Raw genomic sequence first — 16,230 nt, 5'->3', positions numbered from 1 at the left:
AGCGCGGCGGCGGTGCCGGTACCGCGGCACCGGTCGCCGTCAATCGCGCTCGAGCTCCTGCAGGCACTGGGCGGCGAGGGAGTCGCCGGCCTCGGCGCCGAGGCGGAACTGCTCGACGGCGCCCTCGAGGTCACCGCGGTCGGCCAGGAGCACCGCCAGGTTCTGGTGGCAGTAGGTGTCCCCCGCGGCGATCCCGCTGCGGTAGGCCTCCTCGGCCGCCTCCTCGTCGCCGAGCTCCTCGCGGTAGAGGTTGCCCAGCGGCAGCCAGGCCACCTGCTCGCCCAGCTTCGCGCCGCGCTCCAGCACCGAGCGGGCCTCGACGGCGCGGCCGGTCTCGCGCAGCAGGTGGGCGAGGTCGGCGCGGGCGGCCGGGAAGTGGTGCTGGCCGGCGCGCAGGTCCTCCTCCAGCGACGGGTCGAGCGTCGAGCACCAGCGCCAGCAGGCGACGACGGCCTTCGCCTCCTCGTCACCGGCGGCCGCGAACTCCTCGGCCACGGCCATGGCCTGGTCGCGCTCGCCCTGCTCGCGGAGCAGGAAGGCCAGCTGCAGGCCGCCCTCCAGGTCACCCGCGGCGGCGGCGCCCCGGTAGGCGCGCATGGCGCCGGCGAGGTCGCCGAGGTCCTCGAGCACCAGCCCGAGGTTGCGCCAGGCGTCGGCCTCGCCGCCGCGCAGCGCGACCTCGTAGGCGTCGACCGCCTCCTCCCACCGGTTCTGCGCGGCGAGGGAGTTGCCGAGGTTGAAGGCCGCCATGCTGTCGCCGAGCTCGAAGGCGCGGCGGAAGCACGTCTCGGCGTCCCCCTGCCGGCCGGCGTCGGCCAGGTCGCAGCCGAGGTCGATCAGCGCGGCGGCGTCCTCGGAGGCCAGCAGCCGCCGCATGCGCGCATCGAGGTCCTCGGTCATGCCGACGATGATCGCGGCGCGGAGGCCCGTTCCGCGCCCCTCCGCGCCTCCACCTCACCCCAAGGGATCGCCCCGGGGCCGATCGGTCACCCGGTGAGCTGGCCCGGGGCCCCGATCAGCTCCCGAACGCCTCCCGCCAGGCGGGCAGCAGCGACGTCCGCGTCCACTCCAGGTAGGGCTCCTGCTGGTCCCCGCCGATCTGCACCAGGGCCAGGTGCGTGAACCCGGCGTCGGCGTACTCGCGCGCCGCGTCGATGACCGCGCCGACGTCGTCACCGCACGGGATCGAGCCCTCGACGTCCTCCTCGCGGACGAACTGGCTGGCCCCGTCGAAGGCCGCCGTGCCGGGCAGCTCGGCGTTGACCTTCCAGCCGAGGCCGAACCAGCGGAAGAGGGTGTGCGCCCGGGTGACGGCGGCGGCCTTGTCGGTGCCGAAGCTGATCGGCATCTGGGCGACCTTCGGCTTCCCGGCGCCGCCGGCCGCCTCGAACCCCTCCACCAGCTCGGCCAGCGGATCGGTCGCCACGAGGACGTCGGCCAGCTCGCCGGCGATCCTCGCCGCCTGCTTCCCACCGGCGGCGAAGCCGATCGGCACCCGCTTCTCCGGCAGGTCCCAGAGCTTGGCCGACTCGACGTCGAAGTGCTGGCCCCGGAAGTTGGTGTAGCCCTCGCCGTCGAACAGCTCCCGGATGATCTGCAGGGCCTCGACGACCATCTCGTGGCGGACGTCCGCCGGCGGCCAGCCCTGCCCGACCACGTGCTCGTTGAGGTTCTCCCCCGCGCCCAGCCCGAGGGTGAAGCGTCCCTCGGAGAGGATCTGCAGCGTCGCGGCCTGCTGGGCGACGACCGCCGGGTGGTAGCGGAAGGTCGGGCAGGTCACGTAGGTCATCAGCGGGATCCGGCTGGTCGCCTGGGCGACCGCGCCGAGGGTCACCCAGGCGTTCGGCGAGTGCCCCATCTCGTCCAGCCACGGGAAGTAGTGGTCACTGCTCACCGCGAAGTCGAAGCCGACCTCCTCGGCTCCCACCACGTGGCCGACGAGGTCCCTCGGCCCGGCCTGCTCGGTCATCATCGTGTAGCCCAGCTGCATCGCCATGCAGCCGCGCTACCCGGGAGGCGGCGGGCCAATCAGCGCTCGGCCTTCATCGCCTCCCGCATCGTCACCTTGCCGCTGGTGCGCAGCAGCGCCCCGGCGTAGACCCGCCCACCGAGCCGCACGACCAGCACGACCGCGGCGACCATCAGCGCGGCCGAGAGCACGAGCTCCCAGGCCGCCACGCTGCCCGAGGCCTGCCGCACCGGCATCACCATCGGCGAGAGCCCGGGCACGTAGGAGGTGATGACCGCCAGCGTCCCCTCCGGCTCCGCCGCGGCCTGGATGCCGACGACGAAGGCCACGACCAGCACCATGATCGTGGGCATCACGACGGTGTTGAGGTCCTCCTGCCGGCTGACCAGCGAGGCGGTGACGGCGAAGATCGCGGCGTAGAAGGCGTAGGCCAGCACGAACCAGGCGACGACGGCGACGGCGGTGCCGATCAGCTCGCCGGGGATGTCGATGATGTCCAGCGCCAGCGAGCCGGCGACCCCGATGACGACGATCAGCACGATCTGCGCGAGGCCGAGCAGCCCCAGGCCGATGATCTTCCCGGCCAGCAGCTGCCACGGCCGCATCGTCGCCAGCAGCAGCTCGACCACCCGGCTGGACTTCTCCTCCACCACGCCCTGGGCGACGAACTGGCCGAAGAGGATCAGCAGGCCGTACAGCAGCGAGACGCCGATGATCGCCATGCCGACGCGCTGCCCGTCCTGGTCGGCGTCCGGGTCCAGCGCCGTCACCCCGACCTGGGGCACGTCGAGGGCGCTGATCCCCGCGGCCGCGAGCTGGTCGGCCACCGCCAGCTGCGCCACCGCGCCCTGCACGACCGTCTGCAGCGCGCCGTCGGGCGACTGCTCGACCAGCAGCTCGGGCTCGCCGGCCCCGTCGGCCACGAGCACGCCGTCGACGTCGCCGTCCTCGATCGCGGTGCGCGCGGCGGACTCGTCATCGATGCCGACCACGGTGACGTCGACGTCGAGCGCCTCGCCCTGCGCCTCGAGGGCCTCACCGAGCTCGACGCTGCCGCCGACCAGCCCGATCCGGGTGGAGTCGCCGCCCGAACCGAGCGCGACCTGCATGCCCATGGCGCCCAGCAGCACCACGAGGATGACGACGGAGCTGATGATGAAGTTCTTGTCCCGGATGCGGGCGGAGATCTCGCGGGCGGCGACGAGCCGCACGAGCCCCGCACTCCCCGGGGTCCGCGGCTCGCTCCCCGCCCTCGGTTCGCTCCCGCGGGGCTTTCCGCTCCTCGCTCGTTCCTCGCTGCGATGCTCACGCCCCTGTCCGCTCACGCCGCCACCTCCTGGGAGGCCGGGGCCGCCACCGCCCCGCGGAACAGCTCGACCAGCGTCGGCTGCTGCCAGGCGAAGTGCGTGACCCGCCCGGTGCGCACCGCGGCGGCGAGGACGGTCTGGTCGTCGGTGTCGCCGGCGAGCTCGAGGACCGTGTCGCCGGCCTGCTCGGACACCACACGGACGCCGGGGAGCGACGCGGCCCACTGCGGTGCGGCATCGGGGACGACCACGCGGAGCAGCCGGCCGGCCTCGCGCCGGCGCAGCTCCTCCACGGTGCCGGTGGCGACCATGCGGCCGCGGGCGAGGATGCCGACGGAGTCGCAGAGCCGCTCCACCAGGTCGAGCTGGTGGCTGGAGAAGACCACCGGGACACCGGCCCGGGCCTGGTCCAGCAGCGCCTCGGCCAGGGAGTCGACGCCGATGGGGTCCAGCCCGGAGAACGGCTCGTCGAGGATGAGCACCTCCGGCCCGCTCACCAGCGCGGCGGCCAACTGCACCCGCTGCTGGTTGCCCAGCGACAGCTTCTCGACGGGGTCGTTGCGGCGCTCGCCCAGGCCGAGGCGGTCCACCCACTCGGCGGAGGCGCGGGAGGCCGCGGCGGCATCCATGCCGTGCAGCCGGCCGAAGTAGGCGACCTGCTCGCCGACCTTCATCTTCGGGTAGAGGCCGCGTTCCTCCGGCATGTACCCGATGCGGCGCCGCGCGCCCTGGTCCAGGGCCCGCCCCTGCCAGCGCACCTCGCCCTCGTCGGGGCGGACGAGGCCCATGGCGATGCGCATGGTCGTCGTCTTGCCGGCGCCGTTCGAGCCGCAGAACCCGAACATCGAACCGGGCCGGACGGCGAAGCTCACGCCGTCCAGGACCTGGTTCGCCGCGAAGCTCTTGCGCAGCGCGTCGAACTCGAGCACCTGTCCTCCTGCCGTCGTCCCCCGTGCGGGAGAACCGTAGCGGTGCTCACGAACTCTCCGGTACCGCTTCCCCGTCCGCGCGCTCCGTGCCGTGCCGCCGCTCCATGACCGTCGACGCGGGCGCGAAGCCGAAGCGCTCGTACAGGCCGCCGGCGTCGTCGGTGTGCAGCAGCCACCGGAAGCCGGCGCCCGGTCCCCGCTCGACCATCTCCTCGACCAGGCGCACCCCGAGACCGCGGCCGCGGTGCGCGGGCAGCACGAACACGTCGCCGAGGTAGGCGAACCCCACGCCGTCGGAGACCGCCCGCGCGAAGCCGACCGTCGCACCCGTGCCCTGCTCGTAGCAGGCCACCACCCGCCAGGAGGCGGCGAGCTGCCGGTCGAAGTCGGCGCGCGACCGCCACCTGCCCCAGTACACGTGCTCGGACAGGAACGCCCACACCGCGTCCACGTCGACCCGCGCGAGGTCGTCGTCGAACTCGTACCCGTCGGACCGCGCCACGGGCGCCCACGCTAGCGACGCCGTGTCGCGCCGGGATGCCCGGTGCGGTGTCATCGGACCATGAGCGAGCGCAACGGCATCGCCGAGCCGCCGTCCGGGGTCGGGCTGGAGGAGCTGCGCGCGGCCGCGGCCGGCTGCCGGGCGTGCGAGCTGTGGCAGGACACGACCCAGACCGTGTTCGGCGAGGGCCCCGGCACGGCGCGGGTCGTGCTCGTGGGCGAGCAACCCGGCGACCAGGAGGACCGGAAGGGCGAGCCGTTCGTGGGTCCCGCCGGACGGCTGCTGGACAAGGCGCTGGCCGAGGCCGGCATCGAGCGGCGGGACAGCTACATCACCAACTCGGTCAAGCACTTCTCGCACACGGTGAAGGGCAAGCGGCGCATCCACCAGACGCCTCGGCCCGAGCACCTGCGGGCCTGCCGCCCGTGGCTGGACGCCGAGCTCGCCCTCCTGCAGCCCGAGGTCGTGGTGGCCCTGGGCGCGACGGCGGCCAAGTCGCTCATCGCGCCGTCGTTCCGGATCACCCAGGACCACGGCCGGCTGATGCCGTGGACGCCGCCGGGCGCACCCGCACCCACCGAGGACGACGACGAGGACGCCGCGCACCAGACGTGGATCCTCGCGACCACGCACCCCTCGGCCATCCTGCGCACGCCCGACGAGGCCCGCGACGCCGCCTACGCCGCGCTGGTAGCCGACCTCGCGGTGGTCGCGCACGCCCTCGCCTGACGACCGCAGCGATGTGCAGCGGTGGCGGGCTCCCCGCCCTGGAACGCGCCCTGACCGCACATCACCGGGCCGGCGGGGTCTCCACGGTCGACCGGGAGGCGCGGAACAGCCAGAACGAGGGCACCAGCAGCGCGACGGCGACCATCGCGAGCACCACCACGACCCCGCCGGACACCATCGCGGCGGTCACGCCCGCCGCACTCGCCAGGGCCCCGGCGCGCAGGTCGCCCAGCCGCGGGCCTCCGGCGACGACGACGATGAACACGCCCTGCATGCGGCCGCGCATCTCGTCGGGGGCGGCGAGCTGCAGCATCGAGGAGCGGAGCACGGCGCTCACCATGTCGCCGGCGCCCGCGATCGCGAGGAACAGGACGGCCAGCCACAGCGACTGCGCCAGCCCGAAGCCGATGGTCGCGACGCCCCACACGGCGATCGCCCCGAGCACGGCGGCGCCCTGCCGGTCGATCCGCGACACCCAGCCCGACGTCAGCCCCATGACCAGGGCACCGATCGAGACCCCGGCGAACAGCCAGCCCAGGGCGTTGGGCGAGCCGGCGAACCGGCCCTCGGACAGCTCCGGGAAGACGGCGTTGGGCCAGGCGAAGAGCATCGCGATGATGTCGACGACGAAGGTCATCAGCAGCACCGGCTGCGTGCGCAGGAAGGTGAAGCCCTCCCCCACGCCCCGGACCGCCGCCCCCAGCTTCAGCTTCACCACGCGGCCGCCCGGCGGGAGCGGGGGCAGCCCGCGCAGGAGCAGCGCCGCGGCGAGGAAGCCCAGGGCGTCGATGACGTAGGCCAGGAAGAGCTCGCCCTGGCTGATCAGCACGCCGGCGAGCAGCGGCCCGGCGATCACGCCCGCCTGCCGCACCGTCATCGCCAGGGCGTTCGCCGCCGGCACCAGCTCGGTCCCGACCAGCGCCGGGATCGCGGCGCTGCGGGCCGGCTGGTTGACCGCCGCGAACCCGGACACGAAGGCGGTCAGCACCCACAGCAGCACCAGGTCGCCCCCACCGGGGAGCAGCGCCTGGAGCGCGAGCAGCGCGCTGGTGACCGCGGCCCCGGTCGAGGTGACCAGCATCAGCTTCCGGCGGTCCATGACGTCGGCGATCGCGCCGCCGAGCAGCCCGAACACCACCAGCGGCACCAGCGCGACGACCGAGGTGAGACCGACGTAGAGCGAGTTGCCGGTGAGCGCGTAGACCTGGAACGGGACGGCGACCAGCGTCATCTGCTGGCCGATCATCGTGGCCGCGACACCGCCGAAGAGCCGGCGGAAGGCGGGGATCCGCAGCGGCGTGGTGTCCAGGGCCAGGCCGCGGCGCTTCCGCACCGGCTCCGGGACCGGCTCCTCGACCCCGCGACCCGCCTGCTCCGCGTCGACCGGGTCGACCGGGTCCTCCTTCACGGTGTCATCGGTTCGCTCGCGCGGACCGCTCCGCTCCTCGCTCGTCCCTCGCTGCGATGCTCACGCTCCTGCTCGCTCACGGGGCGAGCCGCTGGACGATCCAGCCGCCGCCCTCCGCGTCATCCCGGACGAAGCGCAGCCGGTCGTGCAGCCGGTCGCCGCCGCCCTGCCAGAACTCCACCCGCTCCGGCACCACGCGGTAACCGCCCCACGCGGCCGGCCGGGGCAGCTTGCCCTCGAGGGTCTGCTCGTCGAGCAGCCGCACGCGCCCGGCCAGCTCCTCCCGCGAATCGACGACGGTCGACTGCAGCGAGGCCGCCGCGGCCAGCTGCGCCCCGCGCGGTCGCGGGTCCCACAGGGCGTCGGAGGCGGCGTCCCCGATCCGCTCGACCCGGCCGGCCACCCGCACCTGCCGCTGCATCGGGTGCCACGGGAAGACCAGGGCCGCGCGGGGGTTCACCGCGAGCTGGGCGCCCTTGGCCGACGCGTAGCTCGTGCCGAACACCAGGCCGTCGGGGCCGTACCCCTTCATCAGCACGATGCGGGCGTCGGGCGCCCCGTCGGCGTCGGCCGTGGCGACGACGACGGCGTTGGGCTCCGGGATCCCCGCGGCCACCGCGTCGCCGAACCACCGGTCGAACTGCTCCAGCCAGGTGGGCGCGAGGTCCTCCTCGGCGAAGCGTCCGGCGTCGTAGTCGCGGCGCATGCTGGCGAGGTCCGGCAGGTCAGGCACACGCCCATGCTGACACCGCGGCGCGGACCCCCGTGTGCCGGGCAGCCGGGGACCGCCTAGGGTCGGCAGGCAATCGTGCGGCTCTCCAGCGCGCACGTGGTCCCGCGCGCAGAGGAGCATGCGAGATGGCCGACGACTTCGTACCCGGCCTGGAAGGCATCATCGCCTTCGAGACCGAGATCGCCGAACCGGACAAGGACGGCGGTTCCCTCCGCTACCGCGGGGTCGACATCGAGGACCTGGTCGGCAAGGTCACGTTCGGCAACGTCTGGGCCCTGCTGGTCGACGGCAAGTTCGGCCCGGGCCTCCCGCCGGCCGAGCCGTTCCCGATCCCGGTGCACAGCGGCGACGTGCGCGTCGACGTCCAGGCGGCCCTGGCGATGCTGGCCCCCTTCTGGGGCTACCGCCCGCTGCTGGACATCTCCGCCGAGGAGGCCCGCGACCAGCTGGCCCGCGCCGCCGTCATGGCGCTGTCCTACGTCGCCCAGTCCGCCCGCGGCATCGGCACCCCCGCGGTGCCGCAGTCCCGGGTCGACGAGGCCGCCACGATCGTCGAGCGCTTCATGGTCCGCTGGCGCGGCGAGCCCGACCCCCGCCACGTCGCCGCCGTCGACGCGTACTGGACGTCGGCCGCCGAGCACGGCATGAACGCCTCCACCTTCACCGCCCGCGTCATCGCCTCCACCGGCGCCGACGTCGCCGCCGCCATGTCCGGTGCGATCGGGGCCATGTCCGGCCCGCTGCACGGCGGCGCCCCCTCTCGCGTGCTGCACATGCTCGACGAGGTCGAGAAGACCGGCGACGCCGAGAAGTACGTGAAGGACCTGCTCGACCGCAAGGAGCGGTTGATGGGCTTCGGCCACCGGGTCTACCGCGCCGAGGACCCCCGCGCCCGCGTGCTCCGCCGCTCCGCCCAGGAGCTCGGCGCCCCGCGCTTCGAGGCCGCCCTCGCCCTGGAGAACGCCGCCCTCAAGGAGCTGCGCGAGCGGCGTCCCGACCGGCCGGTGGAGACCAACGTCGAGTTCTGGGCGGCCATCGTCCTGGACTTCGCCGAGGTCCCGAGCCACATGTTCACCTCGATGTTCACCTGCGCCCGCACCGCCGGCTGGTGCGCGCACATCCTCGAGCAGAAGGAGACCGGCCGCCTCGTGCGCCCGTCGGCCCGCTACGTCGGTCCCGACTCGCGCAAGCCCGAGGCCGTCGAGGGCTGGGACACCATCAAGACCAAGGCCACGACCTCGCCGGCCTAGCCGCTCCGCCATCGACGACGACGGCCCGGTCCGCACCGCGACCCGGGCCGTCGGCGTCCGCCGTCCGCTCCCTCCCCACCCTGGAAGGCACCGCCCCGGATGAGCATCACGATCCCCGCCGAGCTCCTGCCTGCGGACGGCCGGTTCGGGTGCGGTCCCTCCAAGGTGCGCCCCGAGGCGCTGCGGGCGCTGGCGGCCGACGGCGCCGCGATCATGGGGACCTCGCACCGGCAGGCGCCGGTGAAGAACCTCGTCCGGCAGGTGCGCGAGGGCCTCACCCAGCTGTTCGACCTGCCCGCCGGATACGAGGTCGTGCTCGGCAACGGCGGGACGACGGCCTTCTGGGACGCCGCCCTGCTCGGCCTGATCCGCGACCGCGCCGCCTTCGGCACCTACGGCGAGTTCTCGGCCAAGTTCGCCTCCGGCGCCAAGGAGGCCCCCTTCCTCGGCGACCCGGTGGTCGTGACCGCGGAGCCCGGCTCGCTGGCGCTGCCCACCGCGACCCCCGGGGTTGACGCCTACGCCTGGGCGCACAACGAGACCTCGACCGGTGTCATGGCGCCCATCGCGCGGCCGGCCGGCACCGACGACGCGCTCGTGCTCGTCGACGCCACCTCCGGTGCCGGTGGTCTCCCCGTCGACGTCTCGCAGACCGACGTCTACTACTTCGCGCCGCAGAAGTCCTTCGCCGCCGACGGCGGTCTGTGGGTGGCCCTGATGTCGGGCGACGCCCTCGAGCGCGTCGCCGAGATCAAGGCGTCCGGCCGCTGGATCCCGGGCTTCCTGGACCTGTCGATCGCCGTCGACAACTCCACCAAGGACCAGACGTACAACACCCCGGCCGTCGCGACGCTCTTCCTGCTGGCCGACCAGATCCAGTGGATGCTCGGCCTCGGCGGGCTCTCCGGCGCCGTGGCCCGCAGCCGCGAGTCCTCGAGCCGGCTCTACCGCTGGGCGCAGGAGTCGGAGTACGCGACGCCGTTCGTCGCCGACCCCGACCACCGCAGCTACGTGGTCGGCACGATCGACTTCGCCGACTCGGTGGACGCCGCCGCGCTGGCGACGATTCTGCGCGCCAACGGCGTCGTCGACGTCGAGCCCTACCGCAAGCTGGGCCGCAACCAGCTGCGCGTGGGCATGTTCCCCGCGGTCGACCCCGACGACGTGAGCGCGCTGACCGCCTGCATCGACCACGTGGTCGAGCGGCTCTGAAGCACAGGACCTCGTCCCGGGACCGGGAACGCGGCTCGTGTGGTCAAGTGCAGTCAACCGGTAGGAGGTGAGCGTGGGCCCGGAAGACCCGTCGGGACCTGCTGGTGGCGACCTGTTCGCCGCTGGGGGCGAGGCGGGCCGGATCATGGCCGCCTACGATTGGGCGAGCACGCCTGTCGGCCCCGTGAGCACCTGGCCGGCGAGCCTCCGCTTCGCCGTCCGCACGGTGCTGGTCTCGAAGTTCCCCATGGTCCTGACCTGGGGCGACCAGTACCTGCAGTTCTACAACGACGCCTACGCCCCGCTGATCGGCGCCAAGCACCCGGCCATCGGCCAGGACATCCGGCAGACGCTGGCAGAGGGCTGGGACGCCCTCGGCCCGCCCATCGCGAAGGCCATGGAGACGCTCGATGCGTCCTGGCTGCCGGGGTTGCTGCTCCCCCTGGAGCGGTCCGGTTACCTGGAGGAGGCCTACTTCACGGTCTCCCACGCGCCTGCCTTCGGCGACGACGGCCGGGTCGCCGGCATGCACGCCGTCTGCACGGAGGTGACCGGTGAGCTGCTGGCCGCCCGCCGCCAGCAGCTGCTGCACGACCTGGCCACCGTCGGCGCCCAGCTCGGGGACGAGCAGCAGATCGTGACGGCGATGTGCGCCGCCCTGGCCGGTGACGCGCTGGACGTGCCGTTCGCGGCCGTGTATCTCTCCGCCGCCGACGGGACCTACCGCCGGGCGGCCACCATCGGCGTCGACGGCGACCTGCTGCCGGCCGAGGTGAGCGACCCCGGCGCGCTGGTCTCCGGTGTGGAGCTGCTCGGCGTGAGCGGCGGCCCGTTCGGCGGCCGGGTCACCGAGGCCGTCGTCCTGCCGCTGCGCGCCGCCCGTGACGCCCACCCGGTCGGCATGCTGGTGGCCGGCAAGTCGCCGAACCGCGCCCTGGACGCCGAGTACTCCACCTTCCACGAGCTGATGGCCGGCCAGTTCGCCGCCGCCGTGGCCAACGCCCGGGCGTTCGAGGCCGAGCGGCTGCGCGCCGAGTCGCTGGCGGAGCTGGACCGCGCGAAGACCACGTTCTTCTCCGACGTCAGCCACGAGCTGCGGACGCCGCTGACCCTGCTGCTCGGCCCGATCGGCGACGTCCTGGACGACCCCGCCCAGCCGGTCGGCAGCGACGCCCGGGAGCAGCTGGCGCTCGCGATGCGCAACGGACGGCGGCTGCAGCGCCTGGTCAACGACCTGCTGGACTTCGCCAGCATCGAGGCCGGGCGGGCGACGCCGATCCGCGTGCGCACCGACGTCGCCACCTTCACCGCGGAGCTGGCCGGCATCTTCCGCTCCGCCGCCGAGCGCGCCGGGTTGCGGCTGACCGTGGACTGCCCACCGCTGCCGCAGCCGGCGTTCGTCGACCCCCGCATGTGGGAGAAGATCGTCGTCAACCTGCTGGCCAACGCGGTGAAGTACACCTTCGTCGGCGGTATCGACGTCACCCTGCGCGCGGACGCCGACGGGTTCGCCCTCGCCGTCACCGACACCGGCGTCGGCATCATCGCCGCGGAGCTGCCGCACCTGTTCCAACGCTTCCACCGGGTGACCGGCGCCGCGGCGCGCACCCGCGAGGGCTCGGGCATCGGCCTGGCCATGGTGCAGGAGCTGGCCGCGCTGCACGGCGGCACGGCCGCGGTGGTCAGCGAACCCGGCCAGGGCAGCACGTTCACCATCACGCTCCCCTACGGCACCCCCGACGCCGAGCCGGCCGCACCGGGCGCCACGCCCTCCGAGGCCGCCCGCGGCGAGGCGGCGAGCTGGGAGGACGACACCACCCGGCCGCACGGCGAGTTCGCCGGCGCAGCGGGCGTGCTCGTCGTCGACGACAACGCCGACATGCGCGCCTACCTCGCCCGGCTGCTGGGCCCGCACTGGTCGGTGCGGACGACGGCCAACGGCGAGGAGGCGCTCGCGGCGGTCGCCGAGCGGCGCCCGGACCTGGTGCTGACCGACATGATGATGCCGCGGATCGACGGCTTCGAGCTGCTGCGCGCCCTGCGCGCGGACCCGGCCACCCGGGCCATCCCGGTCATCATGCTGACCGCGCGGGCCGGCCAGGAGGCCTCGGTGGAGGGCCTGGAGGCCGGCGCCGACGACTACCTCGCCAAGCCGTTCCAGGCCGCCGAGCTGCTCGCGCGGGTGCGCATCTCCCTGGACCGGGCCGCGGGCCGCACCCCCGCCCCGGCCGAGCCGGCGCCGGTCGCCGCTCCCCCGGTGGTGCCGCCCACCGCTCCGGTGGCCGTGGCCCCGGCACCGGCACCGGAGAAGCCCGCGGCAGCCGTCGCGCCGGTCGTCGGCGAGGGCGAGCACCGTGCGCAGTGGCAGCTGCCGTCGGACCCCGCGTCCATCCCGGTGGTCCGCCGCCGGCTCCGGGCGCTGCTGCACGTGGCCGGCGTGGACGACGACCAGGCCTACGACCTGCTGCTGGCCGCCTGCGAGGCGGCGAGCAACGCCGTCGAGCACGCCCAGGACCCGTCGGAGCCGGTGATCGAGGTCGCCGCCCGGGTCGGTGACGACCTGGTGGAGATCACCGTCCGCGACCACGGCCAGTGGCGCGAACGGGTGCCGAGCATGGATCGAGGCCGGGGCTCGACCCTCATGAGCGCCTTCGCGGACGTCACCGCGACGCCCAGCCCCGAGGGGACGCTGGTGCGGATCAGCTCACCCCGGCTGCGCCGGCGCTCCGGTACCTGACCGCGGCTCAGCGCAGCAGCCAGGTGTCCTTGCTGCCGCCGCCGGGCACCCCGGGCCGCGCCGGGCCGTCGTCCGGTGCCACCCGGGTCAGCGCCAGGGGCAGCGTGGTCGTCGTCGGGCCGGACACGGAGAAGATCCGCAGGTCGACCGGCCGCGGACGCAGCTCGCCGTCCACCAGGGTCGGCGCGGTCGAGGGCTCCAGCGGCTCGCGCGCGACGAAGCGGTGCGGCGCCGCGGTGATCTCCGCCCGGAGCGCCTCGAGCTCGGCGCGCGAGCAGGCCGGCCCGTGCACGACGCGGCGGCCGCCGTACCCGGCGACCTCCTCGACGTCGAGACCGGCGAGGCGGCCGCGCACCGCGGCCCATGCGGCCGGGTCGGCCAGCACCCAGGTCTCCGCGGAGTCCAGCAGCGGCTCCTCGCCCAGGTAGAACCGGATCATCGCCGGCACCCAGGCGTAGCCCGCGGCGTCGTCGGCAACCCCGTTGCCCGGCACGTTGGCCAGGCCCAGGCGGCCGGCCCGCACCGCCTCGGTGAGCGCGACGTCCAGCGGCAGGTTGGCACCGGTCCGGTAGGCGCCGAGCGAGGAGTCGTCGAAGCGCCGGTAGAGGACGTCGACGGGCACCCGCTCGCCGTCGATGACGGCCTCGAGCCCGCCGTCGCCCCGGGGGTGCAGGTCCCCGGCGCGCACGAGCGGCACGTCGAGGGCCGCGGCGAGCACCTGGTGCTCGAACCACGCGCCGTCGGTCTCCCCCTGGGTCAGGACGGCGACGCGCGCCGGTCCGGAGCACGCCGGGGGCGCGGCGGCGGCGAGCGCGGCGGCCAGCAGCGGAACGGCGTCCGCCGGGTCGACCACCGGCCGGCCGACGTGCGGGAACAGCTCCGGTGCGGCCGTGCGGGCGCTGTCCCGGTTGGCCAGCGCGTACCCGATGCCCGAGGGCACCCGCAGGTTGTCCTTGGCCACCACCCAGCGCCCGTCGGGCGTGCGGACGACGTCGGTGCCGGCGACCGCCGCCCGGCGCTGACCGGGCCAGGCCATGGCGACGGCGTCCGGGTCCCGGCCGGGGCTGTGCGCCACGGCCCAGTCGGGCAGGACGCCGGCGCGCACGATCTCCGCGGCGCGGTCGGTGTCACCGCGACGCCGCCCGGCGGGCCGGTAGGCGTCGGCGAGGAACGCGTCGAGGGCGCGGTGCCGCTGGGCCACCCCGGCCGACAGGGTCGCCCAGGTCGACGCGCCGACCAGCCGCGGGACCGGGTCCATGGGCACCGGCCGCAGCTCCTGCCGGCCGTCCACCCACAGCGAGACGCTGACCCCGAGCGCGCGGCGGCGGGCGGCCAGGTCGTCCGCGGCCAGCACCAGCCGGTCGCGGCCCACCGTCTCCAGGGCAGCCGCCAGCTCCACCCACCCGCTGCGCAGCCGGCCCTCCGGACCGACGGCCTCGTCGGTGCGGACAGGGGGGTAACCGGCGAAGAGTTCTCCGCTCACAGCCAGCGATCGAACCAGGCGGCCAGCCGCTGGCCCAGGTCGACCAGCGCCTCGCGGCCCACGATGGCGTGCCCCTCACCGGCGAAGAGCAGCAGATCGCTGCACGCACCGCGTGCCTGCAGCGCCTGGTGCGCCTGCACCGACTCGGCGACCGGCACGTTGGTGTCGCGGTCCCCGTGGGCCAGCAGCACCGGTGCAGCGAGCCGGTCCAGGGTGGTCATCGGGGAGATCGAAGCCAGCAGGTCCCGGTCGGTCACGGGGTCGCCGTACTCGGTCACCGACGCCGCGGCCATCCACGGCTCGGTGCCGGCGAAGAAGGTGCGCAGGTCGCTCATCCCGGCGAGCGAGGCGCCCGCGGCGAACAGCTCCGGCCACCGGGTCAACGCCACCAGGGTCAGGTAGCCGCCGTAGGACCAGCCGTGCGCGCCGACCCGGCCGGGCGCCGCGATGCCGGCGGTGACCAGCTCGTCGACGGTGGTGCGGACGTCGTCGAACGACGCCTCGCGCGCGGCCCCGTCGTCCGCGGTCATGAACGCGCGGCCGAAGCCGCCGGATCCGCGCACGTTGGGCGCGAAGACGGTGAGGCCGGCCGCGACCATGGACTGGGTGATCGGCGACCAGTCGGGGCGCGTCTGCCCCTCGGGGCCGCCGTGGAAGCTGACCACCGTGCGGTTGGGACCGCCGCGCCCGGGCGGCGTGTACAGCCACCCGGAGAGGCGCAGGCCGTCGGGCGCGACGTACTCGTGCAGCACGGGCTCCACCAGCAGCGCGGGGTCGGGCCGCCCGGGGGTGCAGCTCAGCAGCTCCGGCGCGCGCCGCGCGTCGAACGGGAGCCGCCACAGCCCCCGGGGGGACCGCGGGCCGCTGAGCTCGGCGACGATCGCGTCCTGGCCGGGCAGCAGGGCCCAGCCGGTCAGCACCGAGCCCGGGAGCGGCACGGTGCGCAGCAGCCCGCCGTCGGCGAGGTCGTGCACGCAGAGCTCGCTGGTGCCCTCGACGTTCCACAGCGCGAGGACCGTGCCGTCGGAGCGGACCGCGTAGCCGTCGAGGTCGGCCTCGGGGCGGTGGAGGACCCGGCGGCCGGGCGAGGGCACGCCGTCGGCGTCCACCGGCACCTCCACGAGAGCGGCGCGGTCGGTGAACGGCGGACCGGGCAGCGAGGCACGGAGGTACACCGATCGGCCGTCGTCGGAGAACCGCCCGTCCTCCGACGCGATCCCACCGGGCTGGTCGAGCCGCACGGCCCGGCGCTGCAGGCCGGTGGCGACGTCGATGACGACGACGTGCCGGAAGGCCCGCGGGCCCCGGCGGGCGAGCACGGTGCGGTGGTCGGGCGAGACGGCCGTGACCGACAGGAAGCCGCCGGAGGCGAGGGTGCGCAGCTCGCCGCTGACGACGTCGACGAGCACGACGTCGGCGTCCGGCCCGGAGCCCGGCGCGATCGAGCAGGCGTAGTGGCGCAGACCGGCCCAGACGCCGGCGAAGACGGTGGCCCGCGGATCGGCGCCGGCGAGCACCCGGTGCCCGGTCCCGTCGGGCCGGACCGCGTGCAGCTCGGCGCAGATGGACCCGCCCGGGCTCACCAGGTAGGTCAGCCAGGCGCCGTCGGGCGACCAGGAGACGGAGATGACCTCCTCCCCCGGCTCGGACAGGACCGCGGGTGCGGCGGTGCCGTCGAGGTCGGCCAGCTCCAGCCTCGGCAAGCCGGAGCGGTCGGAGACGTAGGCGATGCGCGCGCCGTCCGGGGACGGCGCCGGGCACCAGGCACCGGCGGCCCCGGCGATCGCGGCGACGGCGGCGCGGACGGACGCGGGCAGCGTCTCGGGCGGGACGAGGGCCTCGAGTGCCGGCATCGCGCCCCGCGGCGACCCGGTCGTGAGCCCTGCGGGCACGGCCGTGCGCCGGGAGGTCACCGGGCTGGCCATCGCGCCTCCTCGGCTCGGGCTCGGAGCCCCACTCTGCGGGGAGCTC

General features: G+C 74.9%; 13 protein-coding genes. 4 read left to right on the top strand and 9 right to left on the bottom strand.

Translation table 11 applies throughout. The features are described from left to right. Nucleotides 1-39: 39 nt before the first annotated feature. From DQ244_RS02245 to DQ244_RS02225, 5 genes are all read right to left on the bottom strand, one after another. Nucleotides 40-900 carry a tetratricopeptide repeat protein gene (locus DQ244_RS02245; RefSeq protein ID WP_113809838.1) on the bottom strand — a complete coding sequence of 287 codons (861 nt, stop codon included), beginning with the start codon at nucleotides 898-900 and terminating at the stop codon, nucleotides 40-42. Nucleotides 901-1,015: 115 nt separating this feature from the next. Further along, nucleotides 1,016-1,996 carry a TIGR03557 family F420-dependent LLM class oxidoreductase gene (locus tag DQ244_RS02240; RefSeq protein WP_113809837.1) on the bottom strand — a complete coding sequence of 327 codons (981 nt, stop codon included), beginning with the start codon at nucleotides 1,994-1,996 and terminating at the stop codon, nucleotides 1,016-1,018. Nucleotides 1,997-2,028: 32 nt separating this feature from the next. Beyond that, a complete protein-coding gene (locus DQ244_RS02235; RefSeq protein ID WP_233491117.1) occupies nucleotides 2,029-3,180 on the bottom strand; it encodes an ABC transporter permease in 1,152 nt (383 codons plus the stop codon). A gap of 110 nt (nucleotides 3,181-3,290) precedes the next feature. Continuing rightward, nucleotides 3,291-4,205 (bottom strand): ABC transporter ATP-binding protein, encoded by a 915-nt coding sequence (locus tag DQ244_RS02230; protein WP_113809835.1) that lies wholly within the window; start codon nucleotides 4,203-4,205, stop codon nucleotides 3,291-3,293. 46 nt (nucleotides 4,206-4,251) lie between these two features. Beyond that, nucleotides 4,252-4,707 carry a GNAT family N-acetyltransferase gene (locus tag DQ244_RS02225; protein ID WP_233491116.1) on the bottom strand — a complete coding sequence of 152 codons (456 nt, stop codon included), beginning with the start codon at nucleotides 4,705-4,707 and terminating at the stop codon, nucleotides 4,252-4,254. Nucleotides 4,708-4,767: 60 nt separating this feature from the next. Here DQ244_RS02225 and DQ244_RS02220 point away from each other — a divergent pair, with 60 nt between their 5' ends. Beyond that, entirely contained in the window at nucleotides 4,768-5,436 is a 669-nt protein-coding gene (locus DQ244_RS02220) for a UdgX family uracil-DNA binding protein (protein ID WP_113809833.1), read from the top strand. A gap of 61 nt (nucleotides 5,437-5,497) precedes the next feature. Here the strand turns inward: DQ244_RS02220 and DQ244_RS02215 are convergent, their stop codons facing one another. Continuing rightward, entirely contained in the window at nucleotides 5,498-6,844 is a 1,347-nt protein-coding gene (locus DQ244_RS02215; RefSeq protein ID WP_113809832.1) for an MFS transporter, read from the bottom strand. A 76-nt stretch (nucleotides 6,845-6,920) separates the two neighbouring features. After that, a complete protein-coding gene (gene pdxH, locus DQ244_RS02205) occupies nucleotides 6,921-7,577 on the bottom strand; it encodes a pyridoxamine 5'-phosphate oxidase (protein WP_233491115.1) in 657 nt (218 codons plus the stop codon). A 125-nt stretch (nucleotides 7,578-7,702) separates the two neighbouring features. Between pdxH and DQ244_RS02200 the strand changes: the two genes are divergently transcribed. From DQ244_RS02200 to DQ244_RS02190, 3 genes are all read left to right on the top strand, one after another. Further along, complete coding sequence (locus DQ244_RS02200; RefSeq protein ID WP_113809831.1) at nucleotides 7,703-8,827, top strand: citrate synthase 2; 1,125 nt, start codon at nucleotides 7,703-7,705, stop codon at nucleotides 8,825-8,827. Between the two features lie 99 nt (nucleotides 8,828-8,926). Then, nucleotides 8,927-10,039, top strand: coding sequence for a phosphoserine transaminase (gene serC, locus DQ244_RS02195; protein ID WP_113809830.1), 1,113 nt, complete (start codon nucleotides 8,927-8,929; stop codon nucleotides 10,037-10,039). Nucleotides 10,040-10,223: 184 nt separating this feature from the next. Next, nucleotides 10,224-12,776 carry an ATP-binding protein gene (locus DQ244_RS02190; protein WP_233491114.1) on the top strand — a complete coding sequence of 851 codons (2,553 nt, stop codon included), beginning with the start codon at nucleotides 10,224-10,226 and terminating at the stop codon, nucleotides 12,774-12,776. A 7-nt stretch (nucleotides 12,777-12,783) separates the two neighbouring features. Here DQ244_RS02190 and DQ244_RS02185 read toward each other — a convergent pair whose 3' ends face one another. Together DQ244_RS02185 and DQ244_RS02180 are read right to left on the bottom strand one after the other, a co-directional pair. Beyond that, nucleotides 12,784-14,259: a circularly permuted type 2 ATP-grasp protein gene (locus DQ244_RS02185; protein WP_113809828.1), complete on the bottom strand. Its 1,476-nt coding sequence runs from the start codon at nucleotides 14,257-14,259 to the stop codon at nucleotides 12,784-12,786. Next, nucleotides 14,256-16,184 carry a prolyl oligopeptidase family serine peptidase gene (locus DQ244_RS02180; RefSeq protein WP_113809827.1) on the bottom strand — a complete coding sequence of 643 codons (1,929 nt, stop codon included), beginning with the start codon at nucleotides 16,182-16,184 and terminating at the stop codon, nucleotides 14,256-14,258. Before DQ244_RS02180 ends, DQ244_RS02185 begins: the two co-directional genes overlap by 4 nt. Between the last annotated feature and the right edge of the window lie 46 nt (nucleotides 16,185-16,230).

Source organism: Blastococcus sp. TBT05-19 (assembly GCF_003319095.1).
Lineage (GTDB): Bacteria > Actinomycetota > Actinomycetes > Mycobacteriales > Geodermatophilaceae > Blastococcus.
The sequence above is the reverse complement of the archived record's forward strand: the minus strand, read 5'-3'. Positions and strand labels throughout refer to the sequence as shown.